At 38.1% G+C, this 15,016-nt stretch carries 15 protein-coding genes; 11 read left to right on the forward strand and 4 right to left on the reverse strand.

Going from position 1 to position 15,016, the window contains the following annotated elements:
- The first annotated feature begins 50 nt into the window (after window positions 1-50).
- From HMPREF2644_RS01320 to HMPREF2644_RS01335, 4 genes are all read left to right on the forward strand, one after another.
- A complete protein-coding gene (locus tag HMPREF2644_RS01320) occupies window positions 51-614 on the forward strand; it encodes an efflux transporter AcrAB transcriptional repressor AcrR (RefSeq protein ID WP_070828169.1) in 564 nt (187 codons plus the stop codon).
- 31 nt (window positions 615-645) lie between these two features.
- Window positions 646-1,842 carry a multidrug efflux RND transporter periplasmic adaptor subunit AcrA gene (locus tag HMPREF2644_RS01325; RefSeq protein ID WP_070828170.1) on the forward strand — a complete coding sequence of 399 codons (1,197 nt, stop codon included), beginning with the start codon at window positions 646-648 and terminating at the stop codon, window positions 1,840-1,842.
- 17 nt (window positions 1,843-1,859) lie between these two features.
- A complete protein-coding gene (locus HMPREF2644_RS01330) occupies window positions 1,860-4,940 on the forward strand; it encodes a multidrug efflux RND transporter permease subunit AcrB (protein WP_070828171.1) in 3,081 nt (1,026 codons plus the stop codon).
- Between the two features lie 233 nt (window positions 4,941-5,173).
- A complete protein-coding gene (locus HMPREF2644_RS01335) occupies window positions 5,174-5,944 on the forward strand; it encodes an SPOR domain-containing protein (protein ID WP_005671790.1) in 771 nt (256 codons plus the stop codon).
- A 12-nt stretch (window positions 5,945-5,956) separates the two neighbouring features.
- Here the strand turns inward: HMPREF2644_RS01335 and HMPREF2644_RS01340 are convergent, their stop codons facing one another.
- The 3 genes from HMPREF2644_RS01340 to folA form a co-directional block, all read right to left on the reverse strand.
- A complete protein-coding gene (locus tag HMPREF2644_RS01340; RefSeq protein WP_048955019.1) occupies window positions 5,957-7,489 on the reverse strand; it encodes a DHA2 family efflux MFS transporter permease subunit in 1,533 nt (510 codons plus the stop codon).
- A gap of 9 nt (window positions 7,490-7,498) precedes the next feature.
- On the reverse strand, window positions 7,499-8,671 hold the full coding sequence (locus HMPREF2644_RS01345; protein ID WP_011272273.1) for an EmrA/EmrK family multidrug efflux transporter periplasmic adaptor subunit: 1,173 nt from the start codon (window positions 8,669-8,671) through the stop codon (window positions 7,499-7,501).
- Window positions 8,672-8,843: 172 nt separating this feature from the next.
- Window positions 8,844-9,326, reverse strand: a complete 483-nt coding sequence (folA, locus tag HMPREF2644_RS01350; protein WP_044364519.1) for a type 3 dihydrofolate reductase — start codon at window positions 9,324-9,326, stop codon at window positions 8,844-8,846.
- 125 nt (window positions 9,327-9,451) lie between these two features.
- Here folA and proB point away from each other — a divergent pair, with 125 nt between their 5' ends.
- The 6 genes from proB to tadA all read left to right on the forward strand — a co-directional run bounded on the left by proB (window position 9,452) and on the right by tadA (window position 14,220).
- The gene (gene proB, locus HMPREF2644_RS01355; protein ID WP_005663647.1) at window positions 9,452-10,558 is read left to right on the forward strand and encodes a glutamate 5-kinase; all 1,107 of its coding nucleotides are present in this window, start codon (window positions 9,452-9,454) and stop codon (window positions 10,556-10,558) included.
- Between the two features lie 80 nt (window positions 10,559-10,638).
- Window positions 10,639-11,229, forward strand: a complete 591-nt coding sequence (gene rppH / locus HMPREF2644_RS01360) for an RNA pyrophosphohydrolase (RefSeq protein WP_038440307.1) — start codon at window positions 10,639-10,641, stop codon at window positions 11,227-11,229.
- A complete protein-coding gene (locus tag HMPREF2644_RS01365) occupies window positions 11,229-12,023 on the forward strand; it encodes a sulfite exporter TauE/SafE family protein (RefSeq protein WP_013527285.1) in 795 nt (264 codons plus the stop codon). Before rppH ends, HMPREF2644_RS01365 begins: the two co-directional genes overlap by 1 nt.
- Window positions 12,024-12,031: 8 nt before the next feature.
- A complete protein-coding gene (gene lgt / locus HMPREF2644_RS01370) occupies window positions 12,032-12,838 on the forward strand; it encodes a prolipoprotein diacylglyceryl transferase (RefSeq protein WP_011272278.1) in 807 nt (268 codons plus the stop codon).
- Between the two features lie 9 nt (window positions 12,839-12,847).
- A complete protein-coding gene (locus tag HMPREF2644_RS01375; protein ID WP_011272279.1) occupies window positions 12,848-13,699 on the forward strand; it encodes a thymidylate synthase in 852 nt (283 codons plus the stop codon).
- Window positions 13,699-14,220 carry a tRNA adenosine(34) deaminase TadA gene (tadA, locus tag HMPREF2644_RS01380; RefSeq protein ID WP_005663639.1) on the forward strand — a complete coding sequence of 174 codons (522 nt, stop codon included), beginning with the start codon at window positions 13,699-13,701 and terminating at the stop codon, window positions 14,218-14,220. The genes HMPREF2644_RS01375 and tadA overlap by 1 nt, the downstream gene beginning before the upstream one ends.
- A gap of 27 nt (window positions 14,221-14,247) precedes the next feature.
- Here the strand turns inward: tadA and HMPREF2644_RS01385 are convergent, their stop codons facing one another.
- A complete protein-coding gene (locus tag HMPREF2644_RS01385; RefSeq protein WP_011272280.1) occupies window positions 14,248-14,562 on the reverse strand; it encodes a DUF721 domain-containing protein in 315 nt (104 codons plus the stop codon).
- Between the two features lie 79 nt (window positions 14,563-14,641).
- Here HMPREF2644_RS01385 and secM point away from each other — a divergent pair, with 79 nt between their 5' ends.
- Window positions 14,642-14,944: a secA translation cis-regulator SecM gene (gene secM / locus HMPREF2644_RS01390; protein ID WP_005651471.1), complete on the forward strand. Its 303-nt coding sequence runs from the start codon at window positions 14,642-14,644 to the stop codon at window positions 14,942-14,944.
- Window positions 14,945-15,016 lie beyond the last annotated feature (72 nt).

Raw genomic sequence — 15,016 nt, forward strand, 5'->3', positions numbered from 1 at the left:
GCTCATTCATTTTTGAGCAATTATTGCTCCTTATTTTACTCAAGGATCTTATGCGACAAGCTAAAACAGACTTAGCTGAACAGATTTTTTCAGCGACAGATCGTTTAATGGCAAGAGAAGGGTTGAATCAACTTTCTATGCACAAACTTGCGAAAGAAGCAAATGTGGCCGCAGGAACGATTTACCTTTATTTTAAAAACAAAGATGAGTTGCTCGAACAATTTGCACACAGAGTGTTTTCAATGTTTATGGCAACACTTGAAAAAGATTTTGATGAAACTAAACCTTTTTTCGAACAGTATCGACAAATGTGGAAAAATATTTGGTATTTCTTACAAGAAAATCCCACCATTCTATCCAATTTAAAGCAATATGAATCTTTGCCTAATTTCAAGGATATTTGTAAAAACGTTAAAAATTGTCGTTGGGATTTATTTTGTGACCAAGCCAAAAAAGCTGGCTTATTAGCGGAATTATCTGAAGATATTCTCTTTTTATTAAGTTTGAAAACGGCGATAAATTTAGCCTCTGATGCAAAATTTATCGATTTCGATCTTAAGCCTGAAATTTTAGAATCTGTGATTGAACGCTCTTGGCGTGCGATTCAGAAATAATTGTTGTTATTTTTATAACGGAGCTTTAAACATGAGTCAAACTCAACATCAAAGACCAAAACGCTCACATATTTTCTTGATGAAAATAATTTTAGTGGTATTTGTCTTAATTTTTGTCGGTGTCATCGGTTTTAATATAATAAAAGGCGTAATGATAAGCCGAGCCATTGCAGAAATGCCAGAATCTTCAAGCCCAGTAACCGCACTTGAAGTTCAACCGCGTGAATGGACGCCAGTTATTAACACAACAGGTCTTGTGCGTCCAAATCAAGGCGCATTGCTCAGTACACAAAATGCAGGTACGATTTCTCAAGTACTTGTGCAAAATGGACAAAATGTGAAAAAAGGTGAGGTGCTTGTGGAACTTGATAGTTCTGTTGAACGAGCTAATCTACAAGCTGCTCAGGCACAATTATCAGCACTTCGTCAAACTTACCAGCGTTATGTGGGTTTATTAAACAGCAATGCTGTATCACGTCAAGAAATGGATAACGCAAAAGCGGCTTATGACGCTCAACTAGCCAATATCGAATCTTTAAAAGCAGTAATTGAGCGCCGTAAAATTGTTGCGCCATTTGATGGCAAAGCAGGTATTGTGAAAATCAATGTTGGACAATATGTGAATGTTGGAACAGAAATTGTGCGTGTAGAAGATACTAGCTCAATGAAAGTGGATTTTGCTCTTTCACAAAATGATTTAGATAAATTACATATCGGTCAACGCGTTACAGCGACAACAGATGCTCGCTTGGGCAAAACATTTTCAGCTCGAATCACTGCGATTGAACCTGCCATTAATTCATCAACAGGTTTAGTTGATGTTCAGGCTACTTTTGATCCTGAAGATGGGCATAAATTGCTTTCAGGTATGTTCTCTCGCTTACGCATTGCACTTCCAACTGAAACAAATCAAGTTGTCGTTCCACAAGTAGCTATTAGCTACAATATGTATGGCGAAATTGCCTATTTACTTGAACCATTATCTGAAGAAGAAAAAGGAAAAATGTCAGGTAATGAAAAATTGGATCGTCTCTATCGTGCGAAACAGATCACCGTATTTACTAAAGATCGTCAAGGTGTTTATGCTCAATTACAGGGAAATGAAGTTAAAGCGGGAGATAAAATTATTACAGGCGGTCAGCAAGGTATTGGTAATGGAAGTCTTGTGGAATGGATTAAAAAAGACATTGTGGGTGCAGTAGAGCCTGCACATAAAACACCACTTTAATGTATGAGGAAATCCGAATGAAATTTACCGATATATTTATTCGTCGTCCTGTTTTAGCAGTTTCAATTAGTTTGTTAATGATTATTTTAGGGTTGCAAGCAATCTCGAAATTGGCAGTGCGTGAATACCCTAAAATGACTACTACAGTCATTACAGTGAGTACCGCATATCCAGGGGCAGATGCGAATTTAATCCAAGCATTTGTTACGTCAAAATTGGAAGAATCTATCGCGCAAGCCGATAATATTGATTATATGTCTTCGACTAGTGCGCCTAGTAGTTCGACTATTACAATAAAAATGAAATTAAATACCGATCCTGCAGGCGCGTTAGCAGATGTGTTAGCCAAAGTGAATGCAGTAAAGTCAGCATTACCAAATGGTATTGAAGATCCTAGTGTATCCTCTTCTTCAGGTGGGAGCGGTATTATGTATATCAGTTTCCGATCTAAAAAACTAGATTCTAGTCAGGTAACTGATTACATCAATCGTGTAGTCAAACCACAGTTTTTTACCATTGAGGGTGTTGCCGAAGTACAGGTATTTGGTGCAGCTGAATATGCATTACGTATTTGGCTTGATCCACAAAAAATGGCAGCTCAAAATCTTTCTGTGCCAACAGTGATGTCTGCGCTTTCTGCTAATAACGTACAAACGGCTGCGGGGAACGATAATGGCTATTACGTGAGTTATCGTAATAAAGTGGAGACTACAACGAAATCAGTGGAACAACTCAGCAACTTAATTATTTCATCAAATGGCGATGATTTAGTGCGTTTGCGTGATATTGCAACCGTTGAATTAAATAAAGAAAGTGATAATTCGCGTGCTACGGCAAATGGCGCAGAGTCCGTTGTGTTAGCCATCAATCCAACCTCGACAGCAAACCCTTTGACTGTCGCAGAAAAAATTCGCCCTTTATATGAAAGTATAAAAACACAACTGCCAGACAGTATGGAAAGCGATATTCTTTATGACCGCACTATTGCCATTAATAGTTCTATTCACGAGGTCATAAAAACTATTGGTGAAGCTACTTTGATCGTTTTAGTAGTAATTTTAATGTTTATCGGTTCGTTCCGTGCCATTTTAATTCCAATATTGGCTATTCCAATTTCTCTTATTGGCGTATTAATGCTGCTACAAAGTTTCAACTTTTCTATTAATTTAATGACCTTGCTTGCTTTAATTCTTGCCATAGGTTTAGTTGTAGATGATGCTATTGTGGTGCTGGAGAATATTGATCGTCATATTAAAGCGGGAGAAACGCCATTCCGAGCGGCGATTATTGGTACGCGTGAAATTGCAGTCCCTGTTATTTCTATGACTATCGCATTGATCGCGGTTTATTCGCCAATGGCTTTAATGGGCGGCATTACCGGCACATTGTTTAAAGAGTTTGCTTTAACCCTTGCTGGTGCAGTATTTATTTCTGGTGTTGTGGCATTAACGTTATCGCCAATGATGAGTAGTAAGTTACTCAAATCCAATGCTAAACCAACATGGATGGAAGAACGCGTAGAACATACCTTAGGTAAAGTAAATCGTGTTTACGAATACATGCTTGATCTCGTTATGCTCAATCGTAAATCAATGCTGGCTTTTGCGGTCGTGATTTTCTCAACGCTCCCATTTTTGTTTAATTCACTTTCTAGTGAATTAACGCCAAATGAAGATAAAGGCGCATTTATTGCAATTGGTAACGCTCCATCTAGCGTAAATGTGGATTACATTCAAAATGCAATGCAACCATATATGAAAAATGTAATGGAAACACCCGAAGTCTCTTTTGGTATGAGCATTGCTGGCGCGCCAACTTCTAATAGCTCGTTAAATATCATCACATTGAAAGATTGGAAAGAACGTTCACGTAAACAATCCGCAATAATGAATGAAATTAATGAAAAAGCAAAATCAATTCCAGAAGTGTCAGTATCAGCATTTAACATTCCTGAAATTGATACAGGGGAACAAGGCGCTCCAGTCTCTATTGTATTGAAAACTGCACAAGATTATAAATCTTTGGCAAACACCGCAGAGAAATTCCTCAGTGCGATGAAAGCCTCTGGCAAATTTATTTATACAAATTTAGATTTGACCTATGACACGGCACAAATGACAATTTCAGTAGATAAAGAGAAAGCTGGTACTTACGGCATCACGATGCAACAAATCAGTAATACTTTAGGGAGTTTCTTATCTGGTGCGACAGTTACGCGTGTGGATGTGGATGGACGCGCTTATAAAGTCATTTCGCAGGTAAAACGAGATGATCGCTTATCGCCAGAAAGTTTCCAAAATTATTATTTAACTGCATCTAATGGTCAATCAGTGCCATTAAGTAGTGTTATTAGTATGAAATTAGAAACTCAGCCAACATCATTACCGCGTTTCAGCCAATTAAATTCGGCTGAAATCAGTGCTGTACCAATGCCGGGTACATCAAGTGGTGATGCCATTGCTTGGCTTCAACAACATGCAACAGACAATTTACCGCAAGGCTATACGTTTGATTTTAAATCTGAAGCACGTCAATTAGTCCAAGAAGGCAACGCATTAGCCGTCACTTTTGCATTGGCTGTTATCATCATATTCTTGGTACTTGCCATTCAGTTTGAATCTATACGTGACCCAATGGTAATTATGATTTCCGTACCATTAGCCGTAAGTGGTGCATTGGTGAGCTTAAATATTTTATCCTTCTTTAGCATCGCAGGAACAACATTAAATATCTACTCTCAAGTTGGGTTGATTACTCTCGTGGGATTAATCACCAAACACGGTATCTTAATGTGCGAAGTGGCAAAAGAAGAACAGCTTAACCATGGTAAAACTCGAATTGAGGCAATCACTCATGCTGCAAAAGTGCGTTTGCGTCCAATTCTAATGACAACTGCTGCAATGGTAGCTGGCTTAATTCCATTACTCTATGCAACAGGTGCAGGAGCGGTATCTCGCTTTAGTATTGGGATAGTGATTGTAGCGGGATTATCCATTGGTACTATTTTCACCTTGTTCGTCTTGCCTGTGGTATATAGCTATGTCGCAACTGAACACAAACCATTACCGGTTTTTGATGAAAATAAAACAACCCACTAATTAAAACATAGAAAAAACAAACCGCACTTAGGTTATCTTACGTAATTCGTACTTATAAATAGTTGTTTTATCCAACTTTTTTGAGCATAACCTGCATAAGTGCGGTATTTTTTATTCTGTTAATTATATAAATGATCCACTTATGTTAGTCTTTATTTAAAGACTATTTTTCAGTAAACTTAGCGAATTTTGTTGAATTATTAAAATTATCACTTCAAATCTAGGAATTTATTGTGGCACATCGAGATTTTGCTGCGCGTCGTAGCTCAAATAATAAGAAAAAAAATAAGAAAAAGAATACAAATGTCTTGATTTTTCTTGCTTTATTTATTGTTCTAGTTTTTGTTGTTGGACTTTATTTGTTGAAAAATCAGAACAGTAAGGTAAGCATGCAGCAAGCTATAACACAACAGGAAAAAGCTCAACCTAAAAGTGTGTTACCTAATCGTCCAGAGGAAGTGTGGAGTTATATTAAAGCCTTAGAAACGCGTACTGTACCTGTAGATAATAATCCAGCGAGTGTAGAACAAAATATGCGTTTAACAGAAGAACAACGTCAAGTTTTAATTCAAATAGAAAGAGATCAAAAAGCGGCTGATGAAGCTAGAAAACTGGCTGAGCAACAGAGAATAGAAGATGCAACGAGAACTCAATCCAAAAAAACGGAAGATATGAAAAATACAGAGGCAGAAATCGTAAAATCGGAATCAATTAAAAAGCAAGACTCACAGAAAATTGAAAGCGCAAAAAAAGTAGAACAAATAAAAACGGTTAATAATGTACGGGATAGCAAGAAATTTGGTTTACAATGCGGTGCTTTCAAAAATCGAGCGCAAGCTGAAAATTTGCAAGGTCGTTTACAGATGACAGGATTAAATGCTCAAATACAAACTAACGGCGAATGGAACCGTGTTCGTGTAGTAAGTTTTGATACTCGAGAGCTTGCAGTACAGGCGCAAAGTAGAGCTAAAACTGTTACCGATTGTGTTGTGATTGGTATGTAATATATATTTATTTTAATGCTGAGTACCAAAAGGTGGTTTTGCAAACCAAATCACAATAAGCAATCCTAAGAATCCCATAGCTGATAACCAAAATATTTCATTTGCGCCAATAATAAATCCTTGCGATGTTATTTGTTGAGCGAGGTAAGCTGAAGTTTGCGTATCACTTAAACCAAATTGATTCATTTGATGGTAAAAACTTTGGGAAATTGGGTTATAAGGATTAATGTGTTCTGTTAATTGAGTGTGGTGAACAGCTTCACGGTTATACCACATAAATGTGGTCAAAGATGTTCCTACAGAACCCGCTAAAGTTCTCAAGAAGTTAAATAAGCTAGAGGCTGAAGCCATTTTATGCGCAGGCAAGCCAGACAGCGTTATTGTAGTAAGTGGCATAAAGAAACAGGACACCGCTAAACCTTGCACTAATTGTGGTAAAGCTACATCAACAAATGTCATTGATGGCTCGAAAGTTACCGCTCGCCAATAAAATGTTATTGCATATACAATAAAGCTTATCGTCACTAAAATTCGCATATCGATCTTATAACCGAAACGCCCAATAATCGGTGAAAGCAAAATTGGGAATAATCCAACTGGGGAAGCCGCAAGCCCTGCCCACGTCGCGGTGTAATGGAAGACTTGTTGTAGCAAGAGCGGAATTAATACCACAGAACCTAGATAAATCAAAAAGGCTAAACTAGTACATAAACACCCTACGCTAAAATTACGAGAATGGAAAAGCGAAATATCCACTACAGGATTGTTATCTGTTAATTCCCAGATAATCAATGCAATCAGACAAACGACAGCAACAACGGCTAATATAATGATTTCATTAGAATTAAACCAATCTTGCTCACGGCCCTGATCAAGCATTAATTGTAAACATCCCACGCCTAAGACAAGTAAAACTAAACCGACTTTATCAATAGGTTGATGAACAATTTCACTTTCTCGGCTACCCAAAATCTTCCAGCTGATTAGCACAACTAACAAACCGATCGGAACATTGATAAAAAAGATCCATCCCCAATGGATATTATCGCTAATCCATCCGCCTAAAATTGGGCCAAAAATAGGCGCAACCACAATAGTCATTGACCAAAATGCCAATGCCATTCCGCGTTTTTCTGGTGGATAATTATTTAATAATAAACTTTGCGAAAGAGGGATCACTGGACCTGCGACAGCACCTTGAATGACGCGAAAAATAATTAACGCCTCAAGACTATCTGCAATCCCACAGAGCCAAGAAGAGACAACAAATAAAAAAGTTGAGACTAAAAATAACCGCACTTCGCCAAAACGTTTTGCTAACCAACCCGTTATTGGAATAGAAATCGCATTTGCTACCCCAAAAGAAGTGATTACCCACGTACCTTGACTAAAAGATGCGCCAAGATCGCCCGCAATAGTAGGAATCGCCACATTTGCAATGGTAGAATCTAATACCTGCATAAAGGTGGCGAGAGATAAAGCCAGTGTTAATAAAATCAGCACACCACCTTGAATAGGCGGGAATTTTTTTGCGGAATTGTCCATAACGCCGCCTTAATGGCTGTTTTGCTGAATGATAGATTCAATCAAATTTTCTACCGCACTTTCATCATATTTAAGTGTATCAGTAGAAAATAACGTTTTCGGTTCTGTTTTTTCTCGTAGCATTGCGCCTGATGAATCTGAAATTCTTACTTTTGCCGTTGCAGAAAGACCAATTCTCAATGGCGTTTCTGTAAATTGTTGTGGATCTAATTTAATTCGCACAGGTACACGTTGTACCACTTTAATCCAGTTACCCGTAGCATTTTGCGAAGGTAAAAGAGAAAACGCATTGCCAGTCCCCATTTCAATGCCATTTATCACGCCATCAAATTCTTTATTTTTACCGTATAAATCAAAATGGATTTTTACTGGCTGACCAATGCGCATATTCGTTAATTGGGTTTCTTTGAAGTTAGCTTCTAACCACATTTGTTCATTAGATACCACCGCCATTAACGCGCCACCCACTGAAACGGCTTGCCCAACTTGAACATTACGACGCGCCACATAGCCATCAATTGGACTTCTAATTTTTGTACGTTGCAAATTTAACCAAGCCTGTTTAAGCGAGTTTATCGCATTCTGTATTTGCGGTTGTTCACGTAATGGAACGTTACGCAATAAAGCCTGATTAGCAGCCAATTGATTTTTAGAGGCATTTAAATTTGCTTTGGCAAGCTCGACAGCTTCTTTTGCGTGTTGGAAAGATTCTTTATCAATCGCACCCATTTTTTCAAGTTGAACTCGGCGCGCCAAATTGCCTTGAGCTTGAGCTAAAGAAATTTCATTGGCGTGCACAGCTGATTGCAATTGCTGCACAGTGAAACCCAGTTGTTCTACCTGACGTACAGCATTGGCGAGATTGCTTTTGGCCTGTTCAAAACTAAGTTTCGCATTGGTATCATCCAATTCAACTAGAATATCACCTGCATGGACTTTATCCATATTGTCTGCATTAATCTTCGCTACATTACCTGCAACTTGTGATGATACCATTACTTGATTTCCACCCACATAAGCATCTTCTGTTTCTTCAAAATCCTTCAAGAAGAAAAACCAATACAAAGCACAAGCAATACCAATAATAAGCAGGAGAAGAATAAAAATGCTTAAGCCTTTTTTACGGTTAGTTTTATTTGATACAGATTTATTTGATGGAGTTTCAATTGCAGTTTTCGTCATAATGTCTTCCCTGATTTGGGATAATGTTTAAAAATGGGATATTTAAAACTATCAAAAATAAAATGAAAGGTCATTATGAAACTTTAAAAAGGGGAACTCAAGGGGAAATTATCATCTCTTTGTTTTTGCTAGATTAATGAATGTTCTAGAAGTATTGTTTCATTTATTTGATTTATTTTCGGGTAAGAATTAAAAATCGGCAATCATAGCGATTTTGTGCATCTGCCTTACGATATTCATCAAATTCAATTTCCCACTCCTCCCAATTCAATTGAGGGAAAAAAGTATCGCCATCTAGTTCTGTTTGAATTTGAGTAAGGTATAACTTATCTGCTTTGGGTAAATATTGTTTGAATAACTCGCCCCCACCAATCAACATAATTTCATCAAAATCTCTGACAAAATTGACCGCACTTTCAAAGCTATCTTTCCATATCACACCTTCGTGTTCAAAAAGCTGGCGAGAAAGTACGATATTGGTACGTTTAGGTAGTGGACGACCAATACTTTCAAAGGTTTTACGCCCCATAATGACAGGTTTACCTGTGGTGTTCTGACGAAACCAAGCTAAATCTGCAGGCAAGTGCCAAGGCATTTGGTTATCTTTACCAATCACATTATTTAATGTTGTCGCCACAATTAAACTAAATGTCATAAATCCCCCTAAAATTTGCCGTTACTATACCTGATAAAATTTGCCGTTACTATACCTGATATTAAGTGATTTTTCATTGATTTAGTGATAACGTTAATGCCAATTTTAAGAACTTGGAAAGGATTATGAACAAAAAAACAATCGTTGTGAAATTCGGTACAAGCACGCTAACTCAGGGTTCGCCAAAACTGAATTCGCCACATATGATGGAAATCGTTCGTCAAATTGCACAACTGCATAATGATGGATTTCGTATAGTGATCGTGACTTCTGGTGCGATTGCAGCGGGTCGCCATTATTTAAATCATCCTCAATTACCACCCACTATAGCTTCAAAGCAACTGCTTGCAGCGGTTGGTCAGAGCCAATTAATTCAGGCTTGGGAAAAATTATTTGCTATTTATGATATCCATATCGGGCAACTTTTATTAACCCGTGCCGATATTGAAGATCGCGAACGTTTTTTAAATGCGCGAGATACTTTACACGCTCTTTTAGATAACCACATTATTCCTGTGATTAATGAAAATGATGCGGTAGCGACTGCGGAAATTAAAGTAGGTGACAATGACAATTTATCGGCATTAGTCGCTATTCTTGTGCAAGCGGAACAGCTTTATTTATTGACTGATCAACAAGGTTTATTTGATAGTGATCCGCGTAAAAATTCTGAAGCGAAATTAATTCCAGTAGTAGAACAAATCACCGATCATATTCGATCAATTGCAGGAGGAAGTGGTACAAATCTTGGTACTGGTGGAATGATGACCAAAATCATTGCTGCCGATGTTGCGACTCGCTCTGGAATTGAAACCATTATTGCTCCAGGTAATCGCCCAAATGTAATTGCAGATCTTGCTTATGAACAAAATATTGGTACAAAATTTATTGCACACCAATCTGATCGATTAGAAAGCCGCAAACAATGGCTTTTCGCCGCACCATCGGCAGGTATTATTACCATTGATAACGGTGCGCAAAATGCCATTCTTGAACAAAATAAATCTTTATTACCCGCTGGTATTATTAACGTGGAAGGGCGTTTTTCGCGTGGTGAAGTAGTCAAAATACGCACTCAATCAGGTAAAGACATTGCGCTGGGTATGCCACGCTATAACAGCGATGCTCTACAATTAATTAAGGGCAGAAAATCAGCAGACATTGAGAATGTTTTAGGCTATGAATATGGCGCGGTGGCAATGCATCGTGATGATATGATTATTTTGTCATAATGTCCTTTGGTTGATAAAAGCACTGATTTATGAAACAATCTTGAGCTATTTTTATAGGAAAAATTTAAGGTAAAACGATAGTGATCGATTTTGATGGCTACCGTCCAAATGTGGGTATTGTGATTTGTAATCGCAAAGGGCAAGTGCTTTGGGCGAAGCGTTGTGGGCAAAATTCGTGGCAGTTTCCGCAAGGTGGCATTAATGATAATGAAAGTGCCGAGCAAGCGATGTATCGCGAACTACACGAGGAAGTTGGTTTACAACCTAAAGATGTGCGTCTGTTATATGTTTCTAAACATTGGTTACGCTATAAATTGCCAAAGCGTTTATTGCGTTATGATAGCAAGCCGATGTGTATTGGGCAGAAACAACGCTGGTTTTTGCTACAGCTTGTTAGCGATGAAAAAAACATCAATATGCAAACAACTAAATCGCCAGAATTTGACGGGTGGCGTTGGGTAAGTTTTTGGTATCCTGTTCGTCAAGTTGTGTCTTTTAAGCGAGATGTTTATCGAAAGGTAATGAAAGAGTTTGCTTCGATACTATTTACGGACAATCCACTAATATTTTCCGCATCTCGTGAAGCAAATTCACAGCATTATTCGGCAAACAAAAAATATTCTCAGGCAAAATACACGAAACGCCATTTTTATAAATCAAGAGGCCAATAATGTTCACTTTTATTCTTCTTTGTTTACTTGTTGGTGCATTAGCGGGTTTTCTTGCAGGATTATTTGGTATCGGCGGTGGGTTAGTAATTGTGCCAACGTTAGTGTATTTACTGCCTATTGTAGATGTACCAGAGTCTTTGTTGATGTCTACCGCACTTGGAACATCATTTGCTACCATTGTGATTACTGGCATTGGATCGGCACAACGTCATCATAAATTAGGTAACATAGTCTGGCAGGCAGTTCGCATTTTAGCTCCGGTTATTATGTTTTCTGTTTTTATTTGTGGTTTATTCATTGGAAGACTTGATCGTGAAATTTCTGCCAAAATTTTTGCTTGCTTAGTGGTATATTTAGCCACAAAAATGGTACTTTCGATTAAAAAAGATCAAGTCACAACAAAACCACTTACCCCCCTTGCTTCCGTAATCGGCGGTATTTTGATTGGTATGGCATCTAGTGCTGCGGGAATTGGCGGTGGTGGATTTATTGTACCGTTTTTAACTGCTCGTGGCATTAATATCAAACAAGCTATCGGTTCTTCCGCATTTTGTGGGATGTTATTGGGTATATCAGGGATGTTTAGTTTTATAGTGAGTGGTTGGGGAAATCCATTAATGCCTGAATATTCGCTCGGTTATATTTATCTTCCCGCAGTGTTAGGTATTACTGCCACTTCATTTTTTACTTCCAAATTAGGCGCAAGTGCAACCGCTAAATTGCCTGTTTCAACCTTAAAAAAAGGTTTCGCCCTTTTCTTAATTGTGGTTGCGATCAATATGTTTCTGAAATAAGGAAAATTATGAATTCAAATTATTTACTTCTTCCCCACTTTGATCCGAGTATTTTTACGCTTGGCGATAGTAATATCGGCTTACGTTGGTATGGTTTGATGTACCTTTTAGGTTTTGTTTTTGCACGTTGGCTTGCGGTTCGCCGTGCTAATCGCCCAAATAGCGGTTGGACAGTAGATCAAGTTGATACCTTACTTTTCAATGGTTTTATGGGGGTGTTTATTGGCGGACGTGTTGGCGATGTATTTTTCTATAATCTCGATCATTTCTTACAAGAACCACTTTATTTATTCCGCGTTTGGGAAGGTGGAATGTCGTTCCACGGTGGCTTAATTGGTGTAATTGTTGCTATGATTTGGACATCCTATTCACAAAAACGTAATTTTTGGCAAACGGCTGATTTTGTTGCGCCTTTGATTCCGTTTGGTTTAGGTTTAGGCAGAATTGGTAATTTCATTAATCTTGAACTATGGGGACGCGAAACGAATGTGCCTTGGGCAATGATTTTCCCGAATGATCCTCTTTTACTGCCTCGTCATCCATCACAACTTTATGAAGCCTTTTTAGAAGGCCTGGTGTTGTTTGCGATTCTGAATATTTTTATTAAAAAGCCACGTCCAATGGCTTCTGTTGCAGGTTTATTCTTAATTGGTTATGGTGTCTTCCGTTTTATTGTGGAATATGTGCGTGAACCTGAAGTTGAAAATTTCTTTGGGATTATTACACGAGGGCAAGCCCTTTGCTTACCAATGATTATTGGTGGTGCTTTCATTATGGCTTGGGCTTATTCACGCAAAAGTGCGGTCATAAAATAGGAGATTTTTATGAAGCAATATCTTGATCTTTGTCGCCGCATTGTTAGTGAAGGGGAGTGGGTTGCTAATGAACGTACAGGTAAGCATTGCCTCACGGTCATTAATGCAGATTTAGAATATGATGTGGCGAATAATCAATTTCCGCTGATTACTACCCGTAAAAGTTATTGGAAAGCGGCCATTGCTGAATTTCTAGGTTATATTCGTGGATATGACAATGCCGCTGATTTCCGCGCACTTGGCACGAAAACTTGGGATGCTAATGCGAATGTAAATGCAGCTTGGCTTGCAAATCCGCATCGTAGAGGCGTTGATGATATGGGGCGCGTATATGGTGTGCAAGGCAGAGCATGGCGTAAGCCTAATGGAGAAACCATAGATCAGCTACGTAAAATTGTTAATAACTTAACGAAAGGTATTGATGATAGAGGAGAGATTTTAACTTTTTTTAACCCTGGGGAATTTGATCTTGGTTGTCTTCGTCCTTGTATGCACACGCATACTTTTTCTCTTGTGGGCGATACTTTACATCTTACTAGTTATCAACGTTCCTGTGATGTTCCGCTTGGATTGAATTTCAATCAAATTCAGGTGTTTACCTTCTTAGCGCTTATGGCTCAGATCACGGGCAAAAAAGCCGGCAAGGCATATCATAAAATTGTGAATGCGCATATTTATGAAGATCAGCTTGAGTTAATGCGTGACGTACAACTTAAACGCGAGCCTTTCCCATTGCCAAAATTAGAAATCAATCCAGATATAAAAACGCTTGAAGATTTAGAAACTTGGGTCACGATGGATGATTTTAAAGTCGTTGGCTATCAATCTCATGAGCCAATTAAATATCCTTTTTCCGTCTAATGGATGCAGCAAAAGTGCGGTCAGAATTTGACGAGAAAATGATGCGCTACGCCCTTGAGCTTGCCGATAAAGCGGAAGCGTTAGGTGAGATTCCTGTGGGGGCGGTTTTGGTTGATGACGCTAGAAATATTATTGGAGAAGGTTGGAATCTCTCCATTGTTCAAAGCGATCCTACCGCACATGCTGAAATTATCGCTTTGCGTAATGGCGCGAAAAATATTCAAAATTATCGCCTACTGAATAGCACGCTTTATGTGACATTAGAGCCTTGCACAATGTGTGCAGGGGCAATTTTGCATAGCCGTATTAAACGCCTTGTGTTCGGTGCATCTGATTATAAAACTGGCGCGATTGGATCACGTTTTCATTTTTTTGATGATTACAAGATGAATCATACTTTAGAGATTACATCTGGCGTATTGGCAGAAGAGTGTAGTCAAAAATTGAGTACATTTTTTCAGAAAAGACGCGAGGAGAAAAAAATAGAGAAAGCATTATTAAAAAGTCTGAGTGATAATTAATTCTTTATTTTTCCTTATATTTGAAACTTAAAATCCAGGATTGATCGTTATCTCAAACCCTGTTACTTGCGGAAATTCTTCTTGAATTAGTGTTAATAATTCAATTTGTTTAAATAGAATCCCCTGCCGAACAATAGCATTAGACACTTCAATAAAAATTAAATGATCTGTTATGTTGCCAATACGAAATTTGCCGTGAAATTCCTGTGGAAAAATGCGGTTAAATTTTTGATTAAGTTCATTGATGGCAAGACCTTTTTTGATTATTTTGGCAAAGGGCGATTGCTCAAGCACATCCATAATATTGACTGCTTTTTGATAACGATCAGCCTTGTTTTCCATAAAGTCAGCCCCCAGTAAATGACATCAGTTTAGATTTCCGCTACAATACACGCAATTTTCATAATAAACAATGAGACGAATGATTTCAGGCACTGTCAAACCGAATTTTTGGTCGCGATTACTTTTAAGTATCATCGCGATTTTTGCTTTGCCTAACGCACAAAGTTTTGAAAATCAAAATAATACGGAAAATTATTCCTCAAGTGTTTCCATTCAACAAGCGTTAGAAACGGTAAAAGTTGCTCGTGAAGTGCAACGACAAGCCATTCCTCAACCTTCAATTTCCCGTCAAACTGAAAAACAACCTAAAATTCAACCGCACTTTTTAGCGGATGTATTGAATCTTAGTGCGCCAATTCGAGCAGGCCCCTTACTTATTTAATTTTTCTGTTTTTTGTGAAGAATATTGCTATTGAAATAGCGATATTTTAAAAAATTATTGTGCATGAAATAA

It is taken from the genome of Haemophilus sp. HMSC071C11 (assembly GCF_001837655.1).
Taxonomy (GTDB): Bacteria; Pseudomonadota; Gammaproteobacteria; order Enterobacterales; family Pasteurellaceae; genus Haemophilus; species Haemophilus influenzae.